Genomic DNA, 23,743 nt, shown 5'->3' on the forward strand with positions numbered 1-23,743 from the left:
CCTGGTTGGCGTTGTGGATCGCCAGCGTCCTGGTCACGGCGATTACGGCGAACTCCAATCTGTTGCCGACGATCGTGCTGCTGGGCAGCTTCGCCGTACCGGTGGCCTTCGTCGTATGGACGTACGAGCACGGGACGTCAGGCGAGGTCACCGTCCCATGCCTGTTCCGAGCGTTCGTCGTGGGTGGCGTGCTCGGGCTGCTCGGGGCCTCCCTGCTGGAGAACTACCTGCTGCATCCGTCGGCGTGGATGTACGTCGGCGTTGGCTTGATCGAGGAAGCGGTCAAGCTCGCCGCGCTCATATACGTGGCGCACCGGTTGCGGGCGCGGACACCTCGGGCCGGTCTGGTCCTCGGCGCCACCGTCGGGTTCGGTTTCGCGGCATTCGAGAGCGCTGGATATGCCCTCAACGCGCTGTTCACTGTTCACGGGCTCAGTCTTCGGGCGATGGTGGAGACGGAGATCCTGCGAGGCGTGCTGACACCGGTCGGGCACGGCTTGTGGACGGCCCTCGTAGGCGGCGTCCTTTTCTCGGCCTCACATGGGCGGCGCCGACTCCGTATCACCCGGTCCGTCGTCCTGACCTGGCTTGGAGTTTCACTACTCCATGCCCTCTGGGATTCGATGCATGGAATCGCCATCGCGGTAGCGCTCCGCCTCACCAGAGTTGCCTGGCAAGCCAGCATGATCGACCGCGGTTACCTCCCCAGAGCCACCCCTGAGCAGGGGCATCTGATCGCACTCCTCAACTGGGCCGGGCTTATCGTGATCTCCGCCATCGGCTTGGCGTGGCTCCACGTCCTAACCGTCCGCACCCGTGCAAACGGTCAAGAGGACGGGCGCTGACGGCCAGCGGACCTCCTGAATCTCTTCCATACGCTCCGCTGAGCTGAGCCACATATGCTCGTCCGCCCATGCCGACAGAACAGCACCTTAGGTCTACAGTTCAAGCGAATTTGAGCCTTCGCAACACATTGCCAGAGAGCCGTTGGACCTGTATTCAGGTCTGAGGCTGCGTGATGATTTCACTGTCCGCGTCAGAGGGCGATTCGCACCGATCTCCTCAGGGACGGTGTTAAGCCTCTGCGTCCGCGAGGGTGGGACTTGTGCGGATCTAGGTCGGTGCCGGCGGCGCCTTCAGGCGGGTACGCGGCCGTCTCAATCCTGAGTCCGCCGGACGTCAGCGTGAGGGAGTGACGGACGCGGGAAGCGCACGGACAGACTTTCGACACCAGGGACCCGGCGAGGGAAGGTCGCGGCGGGGGGCGTTCTGGTCACTTGATCTGCCGGGGCGTCCGGGCTGTGCGTGCACGCGAGGGGTGACGGCGTGCTGGAACGGTGGCGGGTGCTGGAGGTGCTCGGGGGGCGGAGAATTCGTCGTACGAGCCGGAGGAACGATCACTGAATACGTAACCCGGTCGTCCAGAAAGGGACGGTACGGCTGAGGCGTAATGCGCCTAGTGACCTTTGGTGATGTCAGACGATCAAATGTTCATCCATCCAGCTCCCAGGGCACCCCACAGCTCTGGGCGTTCGACGGTGCAGGTCGATGCGGGAGTTCGGGACGTCCGAGGAGTGTGAGCAGTGGCTCCGGTGACCTGTTCTGGTCATTCGCCGTCCGTACCGCAGAAATTTGTCTGAATGTGAGCCACTATTCGTCCGGAACGATGGTGTAGCGGGGGCAAGGGGGCGTGTTCTGGTGACTTCAGTCTTCTCCGATACCGCGATGGACGACGACACGCGGCGGGGGCTGCTCTTCCAGGGCGAGCTGTTCGTCTACTCGGCCACGCCGGCTTCCCTGGCGCTGGTCGAGTTCGCTCGGAAGCTGATCGCCGAGGCGTTCGGGGACCGCGACCCGGAGTTGGCGCAGCACGAGATGGAGGTCGGCGAGTTCGCCGCGCTGCTGGCCGAACTCAAACCGCGGTTCATCCACCATCCGCGCTGCCAGGTGCTGCTGCCCGCGCTGCTGGAGGAGATGGGCTGCGACCCGGCCCTGACCTACTTCGACGTCCCGCGGCTGCGCACCTCGACGTCCAACGACTACCTCACGACGGGGATCTCCTACGCCTTCCATCCGCACCGGGACTGCTGGTACTCCGCACCGTTCAACCAGGTCAACTGGTGGATTCCGGTGTTCGAGGTTGTGCCGGAGAACGCGATGGCCTTCCATCCCCGGTACTTCGACCGGCCGGTCAAGAACGGCAGCGCGCGGTACGACTACGCCGAATGGAACCGGACGAGCCGCCGGACGGCCGCGCAGCACATCGGCACCGATACCCGCGAGCAGCCCAAGCCCGAGGAACCGGTCGAGCTGGATCCGCAGATCCGGGTCGTCCCGGAACCGGGCGGCACGCTGATCTTCTCGGGCGCGCAGTTCCATTCCACCGTGCCGAACACTTCCGGGCGGACGCGTTTCAGCATCGACTTCCGGACCGTCCACATGGACGACGTGCGCCATCACCGATCGGCGCCGAACGTGGACGCCGCCTGCACCGGAACGACGCTACGCGACTTCGTGCGCTGCACCGACTTCGCGGCGATGCCCGAAGATCTCGCCGTGGACTACGAGAAGCGCGCTCTCGACAATCCCCTCCGTACCGCCACGCCCCTCTAACCTCCGCTGCCACAACCGGTCTGACTCCCGCCAGACCCGCCCGCGGACAGCTGACGCCGACTGACGGGCATGGCGGTTAGCGGCGTCGGCCATTCCGTGATCGGTCGACGCCGTGCCGAGGCCCTCATCCCCAGATCACAGACGGTAACGAAGAGGTACGACAGTTCCGGATGTGACTTGACGTCTCATGGGGTTTCGGAAGACTGACGGGGTGATGGTCAAGACGCTGCGGCCGCGCGACTACAACGAGGCGTTGTACGTCGGTCACTTCTTCCGGAACAAGCGGGTGCCGGTCGTGATGGATCTGACGGCCCTCTCGGACGACGTGGCCAGGCAGTTCGTGGACTTCGCAGCGGGGCTCGTCTTCGGCCGCGGCGGTGACATGGAACGTCTGGACTCCAAGGTGTTCCTGCTGGTCCCCGGCGGGATCAACCGGCCCGCAGTGGTACCGCCGCCCACTCCGGAACCGGTACCGCCGTCCGAGGTGAAATAGCGTCCGGCCAGGGTGCACGCGCATACCAGCCAAAGCGCCCCGCGAAGGCGGCGATGGCCAGCACGATCCGGCGCGGCGGCCGACGCGAGGTCCGCGAGCGTCGGCCGCCGCGCCGTCACCGCCGGTCAGCCTGAGGGCATGCCGATCTGGTCGCGTTCGAGCGCCGCGCGGAGGCCCGCGAACGCTCGCGCCATGTCGGTCAGCGACGGCAAGTCCGCGATCAGCTCCCCCAGCCGGTCGGTGAAGGTCGCCTCGGCCGCGTCGACGAGTCGCCGCCCGTCCTCGGTCAGGACCAGCAACGACGAGCGACGGTCCGAAGGATTCGCTTGCCGCGCGACCCAGCCCTGCTTCTCCAGCCGGTCCGCGGCCTTGCTCGTGGCGCCGATGCCGATGGCGAACTCGACGGCGAGGTCGGCGACCCGTGATCCGGGGTGTTCGCGCAGGTAGCGGAGGAACTCGAACTGCGACGTCACGATCCCGTGCCGCTCGCGCAGCCGGTCGTTGAGCGCGTTGTAGAGCCGCGTCTCGCACCGGACGAGATCACCGAAGAACCCCGGGAGGTCGATCGCCGAGTTATATTCCACGGAAGATACTGTACTGGCATGTACCCACGGAGGGGACGACCATGAGCAGAGAACAACGGGCGGCGCTCGACGCGAGGTTGCGGCAGCCGCAGCCCGAAGCTCCGGGCTCGCTCGAGGCGATGCGCGCCGGGTTCCGGGCGATGATGGCCGAAATGATCGTCCCGTCCGGGATTCGCACCCGGACGGTCGACGAGCTGGGCAGCCGGCCCGCGCTGCTCGTCGAACCGGCGTCGTCCGACCGGCGCACCGGGACGATTCTCTACTTCCACGGCGGCTCGTTCGTGGTCGGCTCACCCGAAACGGCCCTGTCCCTCACGGGGAACCTGGTGGTCAGAACAGGTTTTCGGGCCTACTCGCTCGACTATCGGCTGGCTCCCGAACACCCCTTCCCTGCCGCGATCGAGGACGCGGTGAGTGCCTACCGCGCCCTGCTCAACGACGGCGTGGCCCCGTCGACCATCGCGTTCGCCGGCGACTCCGCAGGTGGCGGCCTCACCACCACGACCTGTCTCGCCGCCCGCGAGGCGGGCCTGCCGATGCCCGCCGCGATCGTCGCGTTCTCCCCGGGCCTCGACGTCACCCGAACCGGCGAGAGCATGGACGCCAAGGAGGGCATCGACCCGTTCTTCACTCGCGAATCCCTCGAACGCACCAGCGCCCTTTACCTTGCGGGCCAGGATCCCCGGCATCCCCTGCTCAGCCCAGCGGTCCTGGCCGACCTGACCGCTTTCCCACCGACGCTTCTGCAGGTGGGAACGAACGAGGTCCTGTTGGACGACTCCACGCGCCTGGCCGCGCGCGCGAGAGCCGCAGGGGTGGACGTCGTTCTGGACGTCACCGCCGACGTTCCGCACGTGTTCCAGGCATACGCCGGCGTCCTGGACGAAGCCGACCAGGCCCTAGACCGCGCGGCACTCTTCCTCACCCAACACGTCCAGTGGGCGAGCGAGTAAAGGCCACGCCAACCGCTTCGCGTTTCCCAGGGTTCACTGCCGAGTCGCTGCAGTGACAAAGAACGGGAGCGCGAGAAAGAGACGTCCGCGTTGACCCCGTTCACGCTGGTCGGATAGCCACGCCTCGTACTGCGCGTCGCTGATGGCCCCGGCCGAGCGCGCTCCTTTGGCGAGGTCGGCCAGGACGGGAATCATCGTCGCGTCGTTGGAAATCGCGGTGTGCACCTCGACGGTGACGTCGCCGAAGCCCGCGTCGAGAAGAAGGTTGCGGGAGCGCCGCACGACGCGCGGGCTTCGGACGAGGTCCGCCCGAGCATGCACAATCGTCCGGGTTAGGGCGGGATCGTCCGAGTCGATGATGAAGGTGTCCCAATCCTGGCCGATGAGCACGATTCGTCCGCCAGGGGCGAGGACGCGTCGCGCCTCCCGGACCGCTCGTCCGGGATCGTCCAGGACGTGGAACACCTTTTCGGCCCGGTATCCCTGCAACGCGCCGTCGGCAAAGGGCAGCTTGTAGGCGTCGGCCAGCCGAAACCCACCAGCGGGCCATCGCTGTCCAGCCACCGTGATCATTCGCTGGTCGGAATCGACGCCCACGGCCCGCGCGCCTCGCTCGGCCATCTCCGCCACCGCCCGACCGGATCCGCATCCGACATCGACCACCGCCGCGTCCGGCTCGATTCCGAGCAGCTGGTAGGAACGCGCGCGCAGTTCGCTCGCCCCGGGGAGGTTGTCCCCGATGTCGAGAAGCCGGATGAGCGCGTCGGTCTCGTCGCTGGTGCGACCCGTCGTCGTTTTCTGATCCATGCCGGGGATCCTGTGCCTTCAAGTACGCTTGAAGTCAAATGGATGAGCAGCTCACGATCGGCGAGTTGGCGCGCCGAACCGGCGTGGCCACGTCCGCGCTGCGGTACTGGGAAGACCTCGGCCTGCTACCGCCCCCGGCCCGCGTCTCGGGCCAGCGCCGCTATCCGCCGTCGGCGGTCGAGATGGTCGGCCTGGTCATCTTGCTGCGCAATGTCGGTTTCACCTTGCGAGAGATCAAGGCGTTCACCGCGTCCCGCTCGCTGACGGGCGACGGCTGGCGAGAGCTGTGCCAGCGCAAACTAGCGGAACTGGATCAGCAAATCGCCCAGGCCCAGGCCGCTCGCACCGCCATCACCCACGGCCTGGCCTGCCCGCACGAAGACCTCTTCGACTGCCCCAACTTCACCCGCGGAGTCACCGAACTCCTGGCCGGTTCCACTCTCGAAGAGGCCCACGCGACCGTCCATTCGGACTGACCTCGCGCCTCTCCCACGCCGAGCTGGGCCGCCAGTTCATCCCGCCGCGCCGCCTTCCATGCCCAAAGACGGGCGCGGAGCAGGCTCAAGGTCAGCACTCCCCAGAAGGTGCCGCCCACGCACCGACAATGCCAGCGCTCACTGGAATCTTTGTGGCGACCGTGGCAAGAAACCGCCGGTTCTGACAGGACGCCCAGGGTGGCCGATGGCCGCGTCTGTGGCCCAGCCGGACGTGCGTAGGCGAGCAAACGATATCCACCATTTCCCCACTGTCGGGGGCGGGGAGGAGGGTGGTCGGAGCCCGTTAGGGCTCTGACCTGGGGTGGAGCCTAGGGGATTCGAACCCCTGACACCCGGCTTGCAAAGCCGGTGCTCTACCAACTGAGCTAAGGCCCCTCGGCGGGTCAAAGCTTACCGGGGGTCGGGCGTCGAGCGCGCCGGGATTTCGGTGTGGCGCGCTCGGCCGTGTGCCGCCCTGGTCCCGGCGGGATCGGAACGGTGGTCCGTCCCGGTCACGCCGGGGCCATGCACGGCGAATATCGGTTCAGCTGTCGGTGGACGTGGCCTCGGTCCACAGGTCCAGCTCGGCGCGGTCCTGCTGCAGACGACGCCAGACGACGAACCCGCCGAGAGCTACAACGGCGAGAACAAGCAGCTTCTTCACGGTGGGGACCCCTTCACCTCGACTATGAAGCCAAGCCCGAGGGACACAGGTATCCAGAGACTCTTCCCCCAGGCTCTCCGCAGCCTAGCAACCCGGGCGAAGCGATCCGCACCCCCTGTGCCGTTATCGGACCGCGTGTCCAAAGGTGGTGCGGGTGCTGTGGCGGACGCGCCATCTCGTTTCGGGCGACGATCGGTCGGATAATCCGGGCAACGACGTCAGGGGAGTCCCGATGGGCGCACAGGACGACTTCGGTCTCTGGGAGCGGGAGTTGCGGTCCGGGCCGTCCGACCGCCCGGAATCCTCGGGCCTGCGCGGACTGCTGCTGGTCGCGGCCGCGACGGCCGCGGGATGCACCGTGCTGATCACTTTGGGGGCCGCGCCGCTGGGCGCGGCGGGCCTGGTTCTGTCGTCGGTGATCCTGCTCTTGTGGCGGGCCGGAATGTGAGGCCGGACGAGGTCCTTGATCGCTTTCAGCGAACCGTGCGGCGTGCTGGAAGGTGGCGGTCGGCACGTCCGCAATCAGGGGGTCGGGCCGGCGAGCCGGCTGCCCGGGCGTGACCGTGGACGGAACGTCCAACAGGGCCGTTCATCCACAGCCTGGAGACGGCGATTTGCACAGCCTCTCAGCTGCGCCGGCGGTGCTTTCGGGCGTCTTTCTCCACACGAGAATCCCCAGTTGGCCGGGGCTTTGCGTGCCAGGCGCCGCCTCTGGACAACGGTGGGGACGAGCTGTGCGCGACACTCGCCGCGATCCACACTTTCCACAACCTGTGGATAACTTCGGTGCACAACCTGTGGGGAGTCGGCGGACTCGGATGTCCACCTCGCGTCCCCAGGTCACCCCCAGGCGGGCATTCGGTTATCCACGTGGTGGATAACGTCCTGACCAGCGCTGAAAGCGTGATGGGGACGGGCAGGCACGGACTCGTGCACAGGCTGTGGGCGCCGGGCCTCCACAGTGTGCCGCATCCGGTGGAAACCGTCCGCCCACCGGAAATCCCCAGCCGGGTCCCCAGATCATCTTCCTGTGCACCACACTCTGCGCGGCATCCACAGGCCACTCCATCCGACACGCGGTGGCCGCACAACGTGAGCGAACCCAGACCATGTCGTCGCTTTAGGCTGAGCTAGCGGTGCGTAGGCAGAAGGCTCCTGTCCGCAAGTTATCCACAGTCTGTGGACGCGCTTTGACGGTGCGCACACTGCGAGGAGACTGAAGGACGGAAGCGGGGCGGACGTCCCGTCCCCAGGTGGGAGCGGTGATCAACGGCGCTCTGCCGCATTCCGCGGCGAGCTCAGCCGTCCAAGGGGGGCGGCGCCTCGATGGACGGTGAGAACGGGCAGCGCGAAGGGCGTCGCTGCGTAGTGATCAGCCGAGGGAGGTGATGGCCTCCAGCATGGCGCTGGTGGAATGGGCTTCGGTGAGGCCGAATTCCCATGCCTGCGCGCCCATGGCCTCCGCGCCGACGCGCTTGGCCTCGGTGTGCGGGTCGCCCGCCGTGTAGGCCAGTGCCACCGGCTCCAGGGACGCGAGCAGTTCCGAATAGTCCTGCCAGTCGGACACCTCGGGCGGCCCGGAGATGACGAAGACGCCCGCCACCGAGCGCAGCGCGGCCAGCACTTCGGCCCGTTCGGCGGCGGGGTTGACCGGACGGCCCGGACCTTTCCACGCGCGCACCCGGTCGTCGTCCTCGACGCCGACCACCAGCGGGAACCCGCGCTCCGCCGCGTCCCGAAGGAAGCGGACGTGCCCGATGTGCAGGACATCGAACACGCCTGTGACGACGACGGGCCGTCCGTCCGGACGCGGGCCCGCCCAGGCCGCCGTCAGCCGCTGACCTCCCACAGCCATCCGTCCTCCGCAGGTCGTTTCCTCTGCAACACAAGTGAACACGACGCGAGAGCCGGTCCCGTCACGCACCCCACCTTCGGACCGGCGACGCGACGCACGTCACACCTCCGCGGCCCTTGCGGCGCACATAAAAGTAATGCCTACTATTTTTCACGGCCCACCCCCCAGGAGGCGTGACGATGATGGCGACGACGCTGGTGCGATGCGCGGACGGCGACCACACGGTGGAACTCCGCGACCGGGAACGGGTGGCGGAACGGCTGATCAAGGCGTCCGCCAAGAAGTCCTACAACCCCGAGGTGGACGTGGACTGGGACGCGCCGCTCGATCCGGACCTCTTCTACCTCCCGCCCGAGACGCTCTCGCTCTACGAGACGCCGCTGTGGGACCGGATGAGCCATGCGGAACGTGTCGATCTGTCGCGGCATGAGCTGGCGAGCATGCTGTCGTTCGGCATCTGGTCGGAGATCATGCTGATGAAGGGCCTGCTCAGCCACGTCTACCGGGGCGACCCGACCTCTCGGCACATCGCGTACGCGCTCACCGAGACCGCCGACGAGTGCCGGCACTCCGCCATGTTCGGGCGCTTCATCGGGAAGATCGGCCTGCGTCCGTACCGGATGGCATGGCCCGAGTTCCAGCTCGGCAAGCTCGCCGGGCTCCTCGACCCGCCGATGGCGATGTTCGCCGCCGTACTCCTCGTCGAGGAGGTCACCGACGCCTTCCAGCGCGCGGCCATGTCGGACGACCGGGTGCAGCCACTCGTCCGGACGATCAGCCGGATCCATGTCACCGAGGAGGCCCGGCACATCTCGTACGCGCGCGAGGAGCTCAAGCACCAGGTCGCACGGACGCCGCGTCCGCTGCGGCGCGTCCAGGCGTCCGGCGTCGCGGGCGTCGCGATCCGGATGGCGCCGCGCCTCACCCGTCCCGCCGTCTACCGGTCGGTCGGCCTCGATCCGCGGGTCGCTTACCGGACCACGAAGGCCAGCCCGCACCGGCAGGCCACCCTCCGGTGGGCGTTCCGCCGCGCCACCGGCTTCCTCACCGAGATCGGCATGATCGAAGGTCCGAGCGCCCGCGTCTGGAACCGCACCGGCATGCTCTCCACTCCGGAATCCCCTTTGCCCGCCGGTCTTCCGCGCCGCTGATCAGGCTGCCGGGAGTGCTCGCACCGGTCGGCCCATCCGCGCCGCTCGGCCGACGCGAGCGGCTTCTACCGGGCCAGGCTGCTCGAACGCTCCGCGTCAACGGCGCGTGGGCGCTTTAGGGTGAGGGCATGGGGAGAGTGGCTGGGCTGACGAGCGAGGAGGCGCGCCAGCGGTTGCTGGCAGCGGCTGCCGAGGTGTTCGTCGAGCGCGGTTACGCGGGGACGGCCACCAGCGAGATCGCTCGGCGGGCCGGGTTGTCCACAGGGGCGATCTACTCGCGGTACGCGTCCAAGGCCGAGCTGCTCGCGGACGCCATCAAGGCGCACATGCCCGCTGAGCTGGCGCGACTGCTCAGCGGCGGAGCATGGGGCGTGCCGGTGCCGGATGTCGTCCAGCACCTGGGCGAGGAGCTTCCGCATCGTCCTCCGCAGATCAGCGCCATGCTGGTCGAGGGGGCGGCCGCGGCGCGGCGCGATCCGCGGGTGGCCGAGGTCTTCGCGGCTGAGCTGGCGGCTCATCTGGAGAGCGTGGAGAGCCTGGTCACGGCGGCTCAGGAGGAGGGATCGGTGGATTCGTCCCTGCCATCCGGGGCGCTGGCCCGGTTTCTGCTCGCGGTCGCGCTGGGCACGCTGTTCACCAACATGCTGGACGTCGCCCCGGTGGACGATTCGGACTGGTCAACGGTCATCAACCGCTTCATCACCGCTGCGTCCCCCAGGGAGTAGCTTCCGCTGTGGCTCGTCCTTCGGGCGGGGACTTCGCCGGGGAGCGCGCGGTGCGTCGGCCGGTTTGTTGTCGGCCATCTGGGCCGCGGGTTATGACGTCAAACGGGACGCCAAAGCTTTTCGTCCTTGCTGGATCAGTCGGTCGGGGGCCGTGGGGTCGTAGTAGGCGGCGAACGGGTGGCGTGCCGCCGCCAACTCGGACAGGACGAAGAGCGGGCAGAGGGCTCGGGACAGGTCTCGGCAGGATGAGCTGATGCTTCGCACGGCCAGGGCGGCCTTGAATTTGGCCTCGGCTTCCGTCACTTGGGACGCGATGTACGACGGGTTGTCCGCCAGGCCCGGGTCGTCGAGGACGGCAGCGGTGTTCGGAGACGCGAAGGTCGTCACCGAGGGCGCGTCAGAGTTCGGGGCTGTTCGGTCGTCCGGGGCGAACCGATCGGGCTGGGAGGGCCGGGCGCGCTGGATGCGGGCCTGGAGAGCGTGCATCGCGACGACCGGGGACCAGACGTTGTAGTCGCCGCTCGATCTGGGAATCGCGGTGGTGATCGAGTCCAGGATGTCGAGGGCTTCCGGTTCGCGGTCCAGGGCCCAGAGGTAGGTCGCCAGGTCGAGTTCCTGGTAGAGCTCGCGCATCCGCGTGTGAGACCAGCGCTTGACCAGCGACGCCTTGAAACCGATCAGGTACGGGTTCGTCTCGGCGGTCGGCTGCGCCGCCGCCGGAGGACTGAGGGGCATAGCGGCATCAAACCGTAAAGCGGCGTGCGGACGGCCGTGGGCGTGCAGACGGCAGTGGGCGTGCACACGTCCTGCGTCCTGCTGGTGGCACGAGCGACCGGGGCCACGCGGACGTTGGTCGCGGCGGTCGGCGAGGTAAGGGCGTTCGGCTGCGGCGCTTGGGCTGTGGGGTGGGGCTCTGGGTCAGCTGGCCTCCTGGGTGGTGTCGGTCAGGGGTTGGCCGACGATCCGTTGGAGCGTCGCGACGTACTCGGCGAAGGCGGTGCGGCCCTGGTCGGTGAGTTTCAGCCAGGTGCGGGGGCGCTTGCCGACGTGGCCCTTCCGGATTTCGACGTATCCGGCGGTCTCCAGCGCGCCGGCCTGCTTCGACAGGACCGAGTCGCTGATCTCCACGCTGTCGCGGACGAACGAGAACTCGGCCTCGGTCGAGGCGGCGAGCAGGGACACGATCTGGAGGCGCACCGGGGCGTGGATCACCGGGTCGAGGTTCACGAGGCGACCTTCCCCTGCGTGTCGAGCATGATGTGGCGTTCGGCCCAGCGGACCGACATCGCACCGTAGAGCGCGACGACGACGCCGGAGATGATCCTCGGCCAGATCGCCGAGTCGGTGAAGAGCCAGACGATCGGCGGGGTGACGCCGAACAGGACGAAGACGGGAAGGATCCAGGCGATCGTCCAGGCGGCGGCGCGGGGCGTCCAGGGCTGGCGCCTGCGCTTGACCCGCACCCGATGGGCGAGCGCGGCTGTCATCGCGGCCAGGCCGATCGCGGTCGCGACGAGCAGGACGGCCCGCGTCGTGCCGTGGAGTTCGAAGGCGATCGACAAGACCGTGATCAGCGCGACCACGCCCGGCATCCACCAGAGCGGCAGCCGCTGCCCGGCGTACGCCTTCCGCTGGGCGCGTTCGATCTCGGCCAACGCCTCGGCGGGGCTCGGCATCCGGTCCATGGCAGCTCCCTGTCCGACCCATGAAGTACTTTCCAATAAAGAAAGTACTTTCCACTTGCCGGATCGTCAAGTACTTTCCGAGGTGTGGACGGAACGAAGCTGCCAGGACGTCCCGAGAGAGGTCCCGGCGGTGATCAGTCAGTGGATGGGGAGGAGGTGAAGAGCGCGTCATGAGCGGCGCGAAGGGCGGCGATCTCGCGGTCCAGCTGGACGACGGCCTGCTTGGCGGCCGTGTCCGTGACCGTGCCCACCGTCGAGGCGACCGACGCCTCCACGGCTTCGAGCCTGGCCGCGAGCGTTCTGACGAGGACGGACGCGGTGGACGGGTCGTCCGGAAGGCCGGCCAGCCCCGGCAGCAGCCGGGCCAACGCGGACGACCGGGCGTCCAGCCGGCGGCGCTCGCGGTGCAGGTCCAGCAGCGCCTCGACCTTGGACCGGAGCACCCACGGGTCGAACGGCTTGACGAGGTAGTCGACCGCGCCGACGGCGAAGCCGCGGAAGGCGAGCTCCGGCTCGCCGCGCGCCGCGGTCAGGAAGATGATCGGAATGTCGCGTGTCCGGTCCTTGCGCTTGATGTGATACGCGGTCTCGAACCCGTCCATACCGGGCATCAGGACGTCCATGAGGATGACCGCGTAATGGTCGGCCATCAGCGCCCGCAGCGCGTCCTCGCCCGAGCGCGCCGTCGCGACGCTCGCGTCCACGCTCTTCAGGACGGCCGCCAGCGCGAGCAGGTTCTCCTGCTGGTCGTCCACCACGAGGATGTTCGGCGTCTCACTGCCCATCGCCCGACTCCCTCACCTCCGCCGAGCGACCGTCTTCGGCCTTCCCCAGCTTCTTCGACTCCCCCGACTCCGCCGACTCCGCCGACTCCGGCGCCCCCGAGCCGCTCGCCGGCTTCGCTCCGGGCGGCGTGTCGAGCTTCATGGTTCGGCGTCTGGGTGGCTTCGGGGTCCTTCGGGGGCGTGCCGCCGTAGCCGACTGCGCATCGGTCGGTCTGGGGGCCTTTGCGGGCCGCGGTGAGGGGAGCGGAGGCGCTCCAGATGCGCCTGGCGAAGCAGTCGGTGAGGGGAGCGTCGTTGCAGATGTCGCCGGGCGTGGTGACGGGTCGGTTGACGAGGGAGGCTTGGCTGATGGCTCCGGATCAGAGGGTGAAAGGTCGGTGGGAGGGGGTGGGGCTTCGAGCCAGCGGCGCATGACCATGAAGAGGTGCTCGATCTCGACCGGCTTGGTGACGTAGTCGGACATGCCGGCGACCAGGCTCTTCTCCTGGTCGCCCTTCATGGCCTTGGCGGTGAGGGCGACGATGGGGAGGTCGGCGAAGCGGGGCATGGCGCGGATGGCGCGGGTGGTGGCGTAACCGTCCATCTCCGGCATCATCACGTCCATGAACACCAGGCAGATGTCGTCCTCGTGCTCCAGGGCCTCGATGCCGCGGCGGCCGTCGGCGGCGTAGCAGACCTTGAGGCCCGAGCGTTCCAGCACGGTGCTGAGCGCGAACACGTTGCGGATGTCGTCGTCCACGATCAGCACCTTGCGGCCGGCGAAGGCCGCGTCGCGCGCGACGACCGGGCCCGGTTCGGTCGGTTCCGGCAGGCCGGTGCGCGGGCGCCGTTCGGCGGCCGGGGTGAGCGCTTCGAGGCCCGGTGTGGACGCCGGCGACGGCGCGGGCAGGGCGGCGAGGGCGGCCGGTCCGGCCAGTTCCGGTTTGACGGTGCCGTCGGTGCCGACGGCGCCGACGGTGACCGCGTCCGGCTCGTCGCCCGAGATGTCGGCCGAGATGTCGTCCGAGCGTGTCCGGTACGGCGAGCATTCCGGCAGGTAGAGCGAGAACGTCGAGCCCTGGCCGGGGTCGCTGACCGCCCGGATCTCGCCGCCGAGGAGTTCGGCGATCTCCCGGCAGATGGACAGGCCGAGGCCGGTGCCGCCGTACTTGCGGCTGGTCGTGCCGTCCGCCTGCTGGAAGGCGTCGAAGATGACGGTGAGCTTCTCGTACGGGATGCCGACGCCGGTGTCGGTGACGGCGAAGCTGAGCACCCGCCCGGGCGAGTTCAGCGCGTTGTTCGCGAACACGACGTCCTCGGCGAGCGAGACGCGCAGCAGCACCGATCCCTGGCCGGTGAACTTCAGCGCGTTGGACAGCAGGTTCCGGACGATCTGCTGGAGCCGCTGCTCGTCGGTGCACAGCGTCTCCGGCACGTCCGGCGCGACCTCGACCTCGAAGCCGAGGCCCTGCTCGATCGCGATGTGCCGGAAGGTGACGTTGACGTAGTCGACGAGCTTGGCGAGCGGGATGTGCTCCGGGTGGATCTCCATCTTGCCCGCCTCGATCTTCGACAGGTCGAGGATGTCGTCGATGAGCTGGAGCAGGTCGTGCCCGGCGCCGTAGATCGTGCGGGCGAACCGGACCTGCTCGGGCGTGAGGTTGCCGTCCGGGTTGGCCCACAGCAGCTTGGCGAGCAGCAGCAGGCTGTTCAGCGGCGTGCGCAGCTCGTGCGACATGTTCGCCAGGAAGTTGGACTTGTACCGGGACGAGAGCGCGAGCTGCTCGGCGCGTTCCTCCAGCGCGCGCCGGGCCTGCTCGATCTCGGCGTTCTGCACCTCGATCTCGCGGTTCTGCTGGGCCAGCAGCGCGGCCTTCTCCTCCAACTCGGCGTTGGAGCGGCGCAGTTCCTCCTGCTGCCGCTGGAGTTCGGCGGAGCGTTCCTGGAGCTCGCGGGTGAGCCGCTGCGACTCGCCGAGCAACGACTCGGTCCGCGCGTTCGCGATGATCGTGTTGATCGCGACCCCGATCGTATGGACGAACTGGTCGAAGAACGCGAGATGGACGTCGGAGAAGGGGGAGAACGCGGCCAGCTCGATCACGCCGAGGACGGCGTCCTCGAACACGATCGGCAGCACGACCACGCAGGCCGGGGACGCCTCGCCCAGCCCGGAGGAGATCTTGATGTACTGCGGCGGCGCGTCCAGGATGATCAGCCGCTTGCGCTCGACGGCGGCCTGTCCGACCAGCCCGACGCCGAACGCGATCTCCTCGTTCAGCCGGTTGCCGCCCCGGTAGCCGTAGCCGGCGATCAGCTTCAGCGCCGGGTCGCTCTCGCCGTCCTCGCGCTGGGCGAGGAAGAACGCGCCGTAGTGCGCGGCGACCAGCGGGGTCAGCTCGGACAGGATCAGGCTCGCGACCTCGACCAGGTCGCGGTGGCCCTGCATCAGCCCGGCGATGCGGGCGAGGTTGGACTCCAGCCAGTCCTTCGCGCGGGTCGTCTCGCGCAGGTTCGCGACCATCAGGTTGACGTTGTCGGACAGCTCGGCGACCTCGCCGCGCGCCTCGACCGAGATCGCGCGGGTCAGGTCGCCGCGGGCGACCGCGCTGGCCACCTCGCCGATGGCGCGCACCTGCGTGGTCAGGTTGCTGGCCAGCAGGTTCACGTTGTCGGTGAGGTCCTTCCAGACGCCGGACGCGCCGGGCACCTGCGCCTGACCGCCGAGCTCGCCGCGGCTGCCGACCTCGCGCGCCACGCGGGTCACCTCGGAGGAGAACGCCGACAGCGTGTCCACCATCGTGTTGATCGTGGTCTTCAGTTCGAGGATCTCGCCCTGCGCGTCCACGTCGATCTTCTTGGTCAGGTCGCCGTTCGCGACGGCGGTGGTGACCTGCGCGATGTTCCGCACCTGGTAGGTGAGGTTGTTGGCCATCGCGTTGACGTTGTCGGTGAGGTCCTTCCAGACGCCGGACGCGCCGCGCACGCGCGCCTGACCGCCGAGCTCGCCCTCCGTGCCGACCTCGCGCGCCACCCGCGTCACCTCGTCGGCGAACGCGGAGAGCGTGTCGACCATCGTGTTGATCGTGGTCTTGAGCTGGAAGATCTCGCCGCGCGCGTCCACGGTGATCTTCTTGGTCAGGTCGCCGCCCGCGACGGCCGTCGCCACCTGGGCTATGTTCCGCACCTGGTTGGTGAGGTTGTTGGCCATCGAATTCACATTGTCGGTCAGGTCCTTCCACAGGCCCGACGCGCCGCGCACCTGGGCCTGGCCGCCGAGCCGTCCCTCCGTGCCGACCTCACGCGCGACCCGGGTGACCTCGGACGCGAAGCCGGAGAGCTGGTCGACCATCGTGTTGATGGTGTCCTTGAGCTCCAGGATCTCGCCCTGCGCATCGACCGTGATCTTCTTCGACAGGTCACCGTCGGCGACCGCCTTGGTGATCTGCGCGATGTTCCGCACCTGACTGGTCAGGTTGTTCGCCATCGAATTGACGTTGTCGGTCAGGTCCTTCCAGACTCCGGAGACACCGCGGACCTGCGCCTGACCGCCGAGTTCGCCTTCCGTGCCGACTTCTCGCGCTACTCGCGTCACCTCGTCGGCGAAGCCGGAGAGCTGGTCGACCATGGTGTTCAAGGTGTCCTTGAGCTCCAGGATCTCGCCTTGGGCGTCCACCGTGATCTTCTTCGACAGGTCGCCGTCGGCGACCGCCTTGGTGATCTGCGCGATGTTCCGCACCTGGCTGGTGAGGTTGTTCGCCATCGAATTGACGTTGTCGGTCAGGTCCTTCCAGACTCCGGAGACACCGCGGACCTGCGCCTGGCCGCCGAGGCGTCCTTGGGTGCCGACTTCTCGCGCTACTCGCGTCACCTCCCCGGCGAACGCGGAGAGCTGGTCGACCATCGTGTTGATGGTGTCTTTGAGCTCCAGGATCTCGCCTTGGGCGTCCACCGTGATCTTCTTCGACAGGTCACCGTCCGCGACCGCCTTGGTGATCTGCGCGATGTTCCGCACCTGACTGGTCAGGTTGTTGGCCATCGAATTGACGTTGTCGGTCAGGTCCTTCCAGGTGCCGCTCACACCGCGGACCTCGGCGCGTCCGCCCAGGTTGCCCTCGGTGCCGACCTCGCGGGCGACCCGGTTCACCTCACCGGCGAAGCCGGAGAGCTGGTCCACCATCGTGTTCATGGTGTCCTTGAGCTCCAGCAGCTCGCCCTTGACGTCCACGGTGATCTTCTGTCCCAGGTCGCCGCGCGCCACGGCCGTCGCGACCTGCGCGATGTTGCGCACCTGGTAGGTCAGGTTGGACGCCATGACGTTGACCGACTCGGTGAGGTCCTTCCAGGTGCCGCTGACGCCGCGGACCTGGGCCTGCCCGCCGAGCCGCCCCTCCGTGCCGACCTCGCGGGCGACGCGCGTGACCTCGTCGGCGAACGCGGAGAGCTGGTCGACCATCGTGTTGACGGTCAGCTTCAGCTCCAGCATCTCGCCGGTCGCCTCCACGCTGACCTTGCGGGTCAGGTCGCCGCGCGCGACCGCCGTGGTCACCGCCGCGATGTCGCGGACCTGGTAGGTCAGCCGCCCGGCCATGTCGTTGACGGCCTCGGTGACCTGCGCCCAGCGGCCGGTGAGGCCGCGCACCTTGGAGTGCCCGCCGAGCCGTCCCTCGGTGCCGAGCTCGCGCGCCACCCGCGTCACCTCGCTGGTGAACAGGGTGAGCTGGTCGATCATCCGGTTCGCGGCCAGGCCGGGACGGCGCAGGTCGCCGTGCAGCGGCCGGTTGCCGACCTCCAGGACGGCGCGCTGCGACAGGTCGCCCGCCGCGACCGCCTCCAGCACCCGCGCGGTGCCGGACAGCGGTGTGGTGATCAGGTCGAGCAGCGTGTTGACCTGCTCGACCGTGCTCGTCCAGCGGCCCTGGCCGGGGCTGGCGGCGAGCCGCTCGTCGAGCCGTCCCTCCCGGTTGACCTGCTGGCAGACGCGGTGCACCTCGTCGGCGAGGTGCCGGTTGCGGTCGGAGATCTGGCCGAGCACCTCGGCGATCTCGGCCATCGTGCCGCCGTCCGGGGCGGTGAAGCGGGGCCGGAAGTCGCCGTCCCGCATCGCGCGCAGCGCCTCCAGCAGCGACCGCAGCCCGGCCTCCTGGTCGGCCGCGCCGGGCACCGGACGCGATTCAGGCGAGTCGGAGAATTCCGGCACGCCCGGCGGGTCCGAGGTGCCGGCCCCGCCGGGCGTGCCGGGCGCGGCGGGCGTGCCGGGCGCGGCGGGCGTGCCGGGCGCGGCGGGGCGCTCCGGCCCGGGGTCGTCGGAAGGTGAGGTCAGAGGCGCTCTTGGAGTCATGGCGACGACCTTGCGAACTTGGCGTGTCTGAGCGTCTGCAGTCTGTCACCATGTCAGGAGCCTCACCCGTAAATCCGAGGGTTTGGTTTTGGGTGCCTGGTTCGCTGAAAGACCCAGGCCACCAGGGGGACAACGCATGCTCTCTCGGTCGTCGAGCATCGCCCTGGCGCCGGGAAGCGCCTCGGTGAGCGCCGCACGCCAGCATCTCCGTACCGTGCTCCTCGAATGGGGGCTGCCGCCCGCGGACGCGCACGAGGCGCTCCTCGCCGCGGACGAACTGGTGGCCGACGCCGTCCTGCGGAAGGCGGGCGACGTCGAGCTGACCTGCCGTCTCGACGGTGCGGGCGAGCGGCTCCGCGTCGAGGTCGGCGGCCCCGCGGGCGCCAGGCCCGCCGCGTCGGAGCCGGCCTCGTCCGAACGTCTCGGGCTGCGCCTCACGCACACCCTGGCCGAGCAGTGGGGCGTGACGTACACGCGCGAGAGCACGACGGCGTGGTTCGAGCTGGTCCTGCCGAACGTCGGCCGATCGCAGGCGTCGTCCGAACGGCTCGGCGGGGCGGACGCGTCGTCCGGTGACGTTCCGGAGGGGGCCAGGGTGCTCGACGGGGCGCTCGTGCTGGACGGCGTGCGCGAGCCGTCGCCGGGTTTCCCGCCCGCGCCGATGCCGCTGCCGTGGCCGTCCGGGCTGTCCACCGAGGCGATGTTCGACCAGGTCGTCCAGTGGACGCGGGCGATCACCCAGGCGGACGCGGCGTACGTGCTGGTCGGCGCGGCGGGTGAGGATCTGCGGGTGCGGTCCTCGACCGGCTTCGCGCAGCCGGCCGGCTCCCCGGACGAAACCGACGAAGCAGACGCCTGGATCGAGCAGGCCGCGCGGCTCCTCGCCGAGGCCCAGGACGACGGGCGCGAGCCGCCGCGGCTGCCGGACGGCGGCTGCCTGTCGGTGATCAGCGCGCCGATCCGGCGGGACGGCGAGCGGCTCGGCATGGTCGTCGCGGTCGCGGTCCCGGCGGACCGGTTCGGCACGCTGGACGTCACGCGCCTGCGCTTCGCCGCGGACGCGCTCACCCCGGTCGTCGCGGACGAGCGGCGGGCGCGTGCGCACCGCGACTACCGCACCTGGATCGGCTTCCTCGCCGAGGCGGGCGAGCTGCTCGCGGGGACGCTGGACGCGAACCTGGTGGTCGCGCTCGGCGCGCAGCTGATCGTGCCGAGGATCGGCGGGTGGTGCGCGGTGTACCTGGACGCGCCGGGCGAGAGCGGCGAACTGGCGCACGTCTGGCACGCCGACGAGCAGCGGATCGGCGCGCTGCGGGCGGCGCTCGGCATGGCCGACGTTCCGTCCGGCGGGCCGGCGAGGCGCGTGCGCGCGTGGCCCGGGCTGGACCGGCTGCCCGTGCCGGCGCGCCTCTCCTGCGGGCCCGAGGTGCTGGAGGTTCCGCTGGCCACGCGTGACCAGCGGGTCGGAACGGTCCTGCTCGGGGGCCCGGGCGCCGGCGGGTTCCACTCCGACCTCGTCCAGCTCGCCGAGGACCTGTGCGCGCGCATCGCGGCGGCGCTGCTGACCGCGCGCAGCTACACCGAGCAGGCCGCCGCGAGCCTCACGCTGCAACGCGGGCTGCTGCCGTCGCGGCTGCCGCCGATCCCGGGCCTGGACTACGACATCGTGTACGCGCCCGCCGGGCAGGACGCGGCGGCGGGAGGCGACTTCTACGACGTGTTCTCCGCGGCTCCGGGCCGCTGGCGGTTCACGCTCGGGGACGTCTGCGGCACGGGACCGGAGGCCGCGACCGTCACCGGCCTCGCCCGGCACACCCTCCGGGCGCTGTGCCGCGAGGGCCATGATCCCGCTTCGGCCCTGGAGCGCCTGAACGAGGCGATGCTCGACGACGGCGTGGAACGGCTGCTCACGGCCATGCACGGCGAACTCCGGCCGGACGGACGGGGCGTCGCGCTCTCCGTCGTCCTGGCGGGGCACATCCCGCCGCTGCTGCTTCGTCCGGACGGGGCCGTCCGGACGGTCGGGGAGTCGCAGATCCTGCTCGGCGCGATGCGGTCGCCGGGCTACGAGGCCGAGACCGCGCGGCTGGCTCCCGGCGAACTTCTCCTCTGCGTGACGGACGGCGTGACCGAGCGCCGCCGCGACGGACTTCTCCTGGACGACGGCGACGGCCTGGCCGAACTGCTGTCCACCTGCACGGGCCTCACCGCGCGGGCCGTCACGCGCCGCCTCCACACCGCCGTCCGCCAGTGGGGCGACGGTCCGCTGGACGACGACGTCGCGATCTTCGCGCTCCGCGCCATTCCGCTGGCGGACCTGAACATGGACGCGGACATGGACGCGGACATGGACGCGGACATGAACCTGAACACGGACCTGAACACGGACCTGAACATGGACGCCGAAAAGCGTGAGGGCTAGGCGCCCAAGGCCTTCTGGGCTTTGGGCCAGTTCTTGTGGATGCGCGCCAGATAGGAACTGGCCATCGCGCCCGGCCTGGTGCCCGTGGCGAACAGGCGCATGTTGCCCGCGCCCGCGTTGTAGCCGAGCGCCAGCAGGTCGGACTTGCTGAAGTCGGACGTCCGGTCGGACGGCAGTTGCCGCGCGAGGTCGTGCAGGAACCAGGCCGCCGCGCGGACGGCGAGCGCCGGGTCGTCGGGAAGCTCCTCCCAGCGGCGGTTCTCGAAGGGGCGCTCGTCCTTGGTGTCGTTGAACGCGGCCTTGTGCATGTTCGCGATCCCGAACGCGGCGTCCGGCTTGAAGCGCTGCCAGGCCCGTTCGAGCTCGGGATCGTGCGGTTTGTCGGACTCGTTGTAGAGGATCGCCATCAGCAGCACCGGATCGACGTGCGCCTCGCGCGCGTACTGCCGGACCTGCGACGCGAAGTGGTCGGGCGAGCGTTCCTTCGCCGACCGATCGTCCGCGCTGGTGGCGGACGGTTTGGCGGCCGGTCTCTCCGAGGCGTCCGGCTTGGTGGAGTGCCCGCCCCTGACGGTGAGCAGCGCGGCGACGACGGCCAGCGGCAGCACCAGCCAGATGAGGTTCCCGCGCCTGTTCTTCACTCGCGCCCCCGTCGCTCACGAGTCCGGCCTCCACACTGCCATATAGCAGGACAAGATGGCGCAGCCAGCTCCGCTGCGGGCTGCTCGCTGGTTCACATCACCACTCGGAACGGACAGAGTGTGTGGGTCGGCACCATGGGCAGCGCGTGTGACCCAACTTACAGTCCTGGCCATGACGAACTCTTGGCCTGGGGGAACGGGCCCGGACAGCGGCCCGCCGGCACAGGCGGGTGGCCAGCCCGCGCAGCTCGGCGGGCGGACGGCGCTGGTGACCGGTGGCGGGAGCGGGATCGGCCGGGCCTGCGCGGTCGCCCTCGCCGCCGCCGGGGCCGAGGTGCACGTGGTGGACGTGGACGGCGAGGCGGCGAAGGCGGTCGCCGAGCGGGTCGGCGGACGGCCGCACGTCGCCGACCTCGCCGATCCGTCCGCCGTGGACGGGCTGCCCGCCGACGCCGACATCCTCGTCAACAGCGCCGGGCTCCAGCACGTCGCGCCGATCCCCGAGTTCCCGGTCGAGCGGTTCGTCCGCATCCAGCAGGTGATGGTGACCGCGCCGTTCCTGCTGATGCGGCGGACTCTCCCCCACATGTACGCGCGCGGCTGGGGACGGATCGTCAACATCTCCAGCGTCCACGGCCTGCGCGCCAGCGCCTACAAGTCGGCCTACGTCGCGGCGAAGCACGGCCTGGAGGGGCTCAGCAAGGTCGCCGCGCTGGAGGGCGCGCCGCACGGCGTGACCAGCAACTGCGTCGATCCGGGTTACGTCCGGACGCCGCTCGTGGAGGGGCAGATCCGCGACCAGGCGGCCGTCCACGGCGTCCCGCCGGACGAGGTCGTCGACGACGTGCTGCTCGCCCGCACCCCCGTGAAGCGCCTGATCGAGCCGGACGAGGTCGCCGCCGCAGTGCTCTGGCTCTGCGGACCGCACGCGAGCTTCGTCACCGGCGCGTCCCTCTCCATGGACGGCGGCTGGACCGCCCAGTAAGCCCCGCACGCCAACCCCCGCACGCCAACCCCCGCACGCCCCCCGTACGCCCACCCCCGCACGCAGTCCCCGCCGGCGGCACCACCCCGGCAGCACCCGCCCGGCAGGTCCCGGCCGGTCACGCATCGCGAGTTTCCGAACCCCCATCCGCAGCCCAGGACGGAGCCCCCCATGTCCCACCCCGATACAGCCATGCCCGAAAGCGGGAGAGAGCGCTCGAAGGGCATCGCGCGGATCGTCGGCGCGAGCCTCATCGGCACCACGATCGAGTGGTACGACTTCTTCCTCTACGGCAGCGCCGCCGCGCTGGTGTTCAACAAGCTGTTCTTCCCCAAGGCGGACCCGCTGACCGGGACGCTCATCGCGTTCCTCACCTACGCCATCGGGTTCGCGGCGCGTCCGCTCGGCGGCGTCGTCTTCGGCCACTTCGGCGACCGCATCGGACGCAAGAGGCTGCTCGTCATCAGCCTGCTGATGATGGGCGGCGCGACGTTCGCGATGGGCCTGCTGCCGACGTACGCGACGCTCGGCGTCGGAGCGCCGCTGCTGCTGACCGCGCTCCGGCTCGTCCAGGGGTTCGCGCTCGGCGGCGAGTGGGGCGGCGCGGTGCTGATCGTGTCCGAGCACGGCGGCGACCGGAAGCGGGGGTTCTGGGCGTCGTGGCCGCAGTCCGGCGCGCCCGGCGGCAACCTGCTGGCGACCGGGGTGCTGGCGCTGCTGGCGTCCGTCCAGTCGGACGAGACGTTCCGCGCGTGGGGCTGGCGGGTGCCGTTCCTGCTGTCCGGCGTGCTGGTCGTGATCGGCCTGTGGATCCGCGTGTCGGTGAGCGAGTCGCCGCTGTTCCTGGAGGCGAAGCGGCGCAGGGGCGAGGACGCGCGCGTCCCGGTCGTCGAGGTCTTCCGGACGAGCTGGAAGCAGGTGCTCGTCGCGATCGGCGCGCGGTTCGGCGAGAACATCTCCTACTACATCCTCACCTCGTTCCTGCTGGTGTACGTGACCGAGCACCTGAAGCTGCCGAAGAGCACCGCGCTGGACGCCGTGCTGATCGGCTCGGCCGTGCACTTCCTGGTGATCCCCGCGTGGGGCGCGCTGTCGGACCGGATCGGCCGGCGGCCGGTGATGCTGCTCGGCGCGGGCGGGATGGCCCTGTGGACGATCCTGTTCTTCACGCTCGTCGACACCAGGTCGTTCGGGACGATCACGGTGACGGTGACGGTCGGGCTCGTCCTGCACGGCGCGATGTACGGGCCGCAGGCCGCGTACGTGTCCGAGCTGTTCGACACGCACGTCCGGTACTCGGGTGCGTCGATGGGGTCGCAGCTGTCCTCGATCATCGCCGGGGCGCTCGCGCCGATCATCGCGGTGGAGCTGCTGAAGGACTACGACTCGTCCGTCCCGATCGCGATCTACATGGGGCTCGCGGCCGTCGTCACCGCGCTCACGGTCGCGGTGGCCCGCGAGACGCGCGGCCGCGACCTCGCCCGCGTCGAGGCGGACGCCGCGACGTCCGCCGCCGTGACCGTCCGCACGACCTGACCCCGCCGGTCGAACGTCACCGGAGGAACCTCACCGGACGAACCTCGCCGG

At 69.6% G+C, this 23,743-nt stretch carries 21 protein-coding genes and 1 tRNA gene; 11 read left to right on the plus strand and 11 right to left on the minus strand.

All coding sequences use genetic code 11. The features are described 5' to 3' along the window. Nucleotides 1-5 precede the first annotated feature (5 nt). From ACFPCY_RS15415 to ACFPCY_RS15425, 3 genes are all read left to right on the plus strand, one after another. Nucleotides 6-845: a PrsW family intramembrane metalloprotease gene (locus ACFPCY_RS15415; RefSeq protein WP_378255617.1), complete on the plus strand. Its 840-nt coding sequence runs from the start codon at nt 6-8 to the stop codon at nt 843-845. Nucleotides 846-1,725: 880 nt separating this feature from the next. Next, the gene (locus ACFPCY_RS15420) at nt 1,726-2,613 is read left to right on the plus strand and encodes a phytanoyl-CoA dioxygenase family protein (RefSeq protein WP_378255619.1); all 888 of its coding nucleotides are present in this window, start codon (nt 1,726-1,728) and stop codon (nt 2,611-2,613) included. Between the two features lie 214 nt (nt 2,614-2,827). After that, the gene (locus ACFPCY_RS15425) at nt 2,828-3,106 is read left to right on the plus strand and encodes a cell division protein SepF (protein WP_378256434.1); all 279 of its coding nucleotides are present in this window, start codon (nt 2,828-2,830) and stop codon (nt 3,104-3,106) included. A gap of 125 nt (nt 3,107-3,231) precedes the next feature. Here ACFPCY_RS15425 and ACFPCY_RS15430 read toward each other — a convergent pair whose 3' ends face one another. Continuing rightward, nucleotides 3,232-3,690 (minus strand): MarR family winged helix-turn-helix transcriptional regulator, encoded by a 459-nt coding sequence (locus ACFPCY_RS15430; RefSeq protein ID WP_378255621.1) that lies wholly within the window; start codon nt 3,688-3,690, stop codon nt 3,232-3,234. Nucleotides 3,691-3,731: 41 nt separating this feature from the next. Here ACFPCY_RS15430 and ACFPCY_RS15435 point away from each other — a divergent pair, with 41 nt between their 5' ends. Beyond that, nucleotides 3,732-4,643 carry an alpha/beta hydrolase gene (locus ACFPCY_RS15435; protein ID WP_378255622.1) on the plus strand — a complete coding sequence of 304 codons (912 nt, stop codon included), beginning with the start codon at nt 3,732-3,734 and terminating at the stop codon, nt 4,641-4,643. A gap of 33 nt (nt 4,644-4,676) precedes the next feature. Here ACFPCY_RS15435 and ACFPCY_RS15440 read toward each other — a convergent pair whose 3' ends face one another. After that, nucleotides 4,677-5,450 (minus strand): methyltransferase domain-containing protein, encoded by a 774-nt coding sequence (locus tag ACFPCY_RS15440; protein WP_378255624.1) that lies wholly within the window; start codon nt 5,448-5,450, stop codon nt 4,677-4,679. 38 nt (nt 5,451-5,488) lie between these two features. Here ACFPCY_RS15440 and ACFPCY_RS15445 point away from each other — a divergent pair, with 38 nt between their 5' ends. After that, the gene (locus tag ACFPCY_RS15445; RefSeq protein ID WP_378255626.1) at nt 5,489-5,926 is read left to right on the plus strand and encodes a MerR family transcriptional regulator; all 438 of its coding nucleotides are present in this window, start codon (nt 5,489-5,491) and stop codon (nt 5,924-5,926) included. A gap of 323 nt (nt 5,927-6,249) precedes the next feature. On the opposite strand, the gene ACFPCY_RS15450 is transcribed toward ACFPCY_RS15445, so the two are convergent. Beyond that, nucleotides 6,250-6,322, minus strand: a tRNA-Ala gene (locus ACFPCY_RS15450). Between the two features lie 148 nt (nt 6,323-6,470). Further along, on the minus strand, nt 6,471-6,590 hold the full coding sequence (locus tag ACFPCY_RS15455; RefSeq protein WP_211245696.1) for a DLW-39 family protein: 120 nt from the start codon (nt 6,588-6,590) through the stop codon (nt 6,471-6,473). 232 nt (nt 6,591-6,822) lie between these two features. On the opposite strand from ACFPCY_RS15455, the gene ACFPCY_RS15460 reads away from it, so the two are divergent. Further along, on the plus strand, nt 6,823-7,038 hold the full coding sequence (locus ACFPCY_RS15460) for a hypothetical protein (protein WP_378255628.1): 216 nt from the start codon (nt 6,823-6,825) through the stop codon (nt 7,036-7,038). Between the two features lie 924 nt (nt 7,039-7,962). Here ACFPCY_RS15460 and ACFPCY_RS15465 read toward each other — a convergent pair. After that, entirely contained in the window at nt 7,963-8,445 is a 483-nt protein-coding gene (locus ACFPCY_RS15465) for an adenylyltransferase/cytidyltransferase family protein (RefSeq protein WP_378255630.1), read from the minus strand. Nucleotides 8,446-8,624: 179 nt separating this feature from the next. Between ACFPCY_RS15465 and ACFPCY_RS15470 the strand changes: the two genes are divergently transcribed. Together ACFPCY_RS15470 and ACFPCY_RS15475 are read left to right on the plus strand one after the other, a co-directional pair. Then, nucleotides 8,625-9,596: an AurF N-oxygenase family protein gene (locus ACFPCY_RS15470; RefSeq protein WP_378256436.1), complete on the plus strand. Its 972-nt coding sequence runs from the start codon at nt 8,625-8,627 to the stop codon at nt 9,594-9,596. Between the two features lie 128 nt (nt 9,597-9,724). After that, nucleotides 9,725-10,321 carry a TetR/AcrR family transcriptional regulator gene (locus ACFPCY_RS15475; RefSeq protein WP_378255632.1) on the plus strand — a complete coding sequence of 199 codons (597 nt, stop codon included), beginning with the start codon at nt 9,725-9,727 and terminating at the stop codon, nt 10,319-10,321. Between the two features lie 90 nt (nt 10,322-10,411). On the opposite strand, the gene ACFPCY_RS15480 is transcribed toward ACFPCY_RS15475, so the two are convergent. The 5 genes from ACFPCY_RS15480 to ACFPCY_RS15500 form a co-directional block, all read right to left on the minus strand. Further along, nucleotides 10,412-11,056 (minus strand): hypothetical protein, encoded by a 645-nt coding sequence (locus ACFPCY_RS15480; RefSeq protein WP_378255634.1) that lies wholly within the window; start codon nt 11,054-11,056, stop codon nt 10,412-10,414. Nucleotides 11,057-11,239: 183 nt separating this feature from the next. Next, entirely contained in the window at nt 11,240-11,548 is a 309-nt protein-coding gene (locus ACFPCY_RS15485) for a winged helix-turn-helix domain-containing protein (RefSeq protein WP_378255636.1), read from the minus strand. Next, a complete protein-coding gene (locus tag ACFPCY_RS15490) occupies nt 11,545-12,006 on the minus strand; it encodes a hypothetical protein (RefSeq protein ID WP_378255638.1) in 462 nt (153 codons plus the stop codon). Before ACFPCY_RS15490 ends, ACFPCY_RS15485 begins: the two co-directional genes overlap by 4 nt. A gap of 134 nt (nt 12,007-12,140) precedes the next feature. Beyond that, nucleotides 12,141-12,791: a response regulator gene (locus ACFPCY_RS15495; RefSeq protein WP_378255640.1), complete on the minus strand. Its 651-nt coding sequence runs from the start codon at nt 12,789-12,791 to the stop codon at nt 12,141-12,143. Continuing rightward, on the minus strand, nt 12,781-18,108 hold the full coding sequence (locus ACFPCY_RS15500; protein WP_378255642.1) for a HAMP domain-containing protein: 5,328 nt from the start codon (nt 18,106-18,108) through the stop codon (nt 12,781-12,783). The genes ACFPCY_RS15495 and ACFPCY_RS15500 overlap by 11 nt, the downstream gene beginning before the upstream one ends. Before the next feature lie 214 nt (nt 18,109-18,322). Between ACFPCY_RS15500 and ACFPCY_RS15505 the strand changes: the two genes are divergently transcribed. Further along, nucleotides 18,323-20,530 (plus strand): SpoIIE family protein phosphatase, encoded by a 2,208-nt coding sequence (locus ACFPCY_RS15505; RefSeq protein ID WP_378255644.1) that lies wholly within the window; start codon nt 18,323-18,325, stop codon nt 20,528-20,530. Here ACFPCY_RS15505 and ACFPCY_RS15510 read toward each other — a convergent pair. Next, nucleotides 20,527-21,171: a transglycosylase SLT domain-containing protein gene (locus ACFPCY_RS15510; RefSeq protein WP_378255646.1), complete on the minus strand. Its 645-nt coding sequence runs from the start codon at nt 21,169-21,171 to the stop codon at nt 20,527-20,529. The genes ACFPCY_RS15505 and ACFPCY_RS15510 overlap by 4 nt on opposite strands. A gap of 172 nt (nt 21,172-21,343) precedes the next feature. On the opposite strand from ACFPCY_RS15510, the gene ACFPCY_RS15515 reads away from it, so the two are divergent. Both ACFPCY_RS15515 and ACFPCY_RS15520 read left to right on the plus strand, forming a co-directional pair. After that, on the plus strand, nt 21,344-22,156 hold the full coding sequence (locus tag ACFPCY_RS15515) for a 3-hydroxybutyrate dehydrogenase (protein ID WP_378255648.1): 813 nt from the start codon (nt 21,344-21,346) through the stop codon (nt 22,154-22,156). A 171-nt stretch (nt 22,157-22,327) separates the two neighbouring features. After that, nucleotides 22,328-23,692 carry an MFS transporter gene (locus ACFPCY_RS15520; protein ID WP_378255650.1) on the plus strand — a complete coding sequence of 455 codons (1,365 nt, stop codon included), beginning with the start codon at nt 22,328-22,330 and terminating at the stop codon, nt 23,690-23,692. Nucleotides 23,693-23,743 lie beyond the last annotated feature (51 nt).

Origin of the sequence: Actinomadura gamaensis (assembly GCF_042652125.1) — a bacterium.
GTDB lineage: Bacteria > Actinomycetota > Actinomycetes > Streptosporangiales > Streptosporangiaceae > Spirillospora > Spirillospora gamaensis.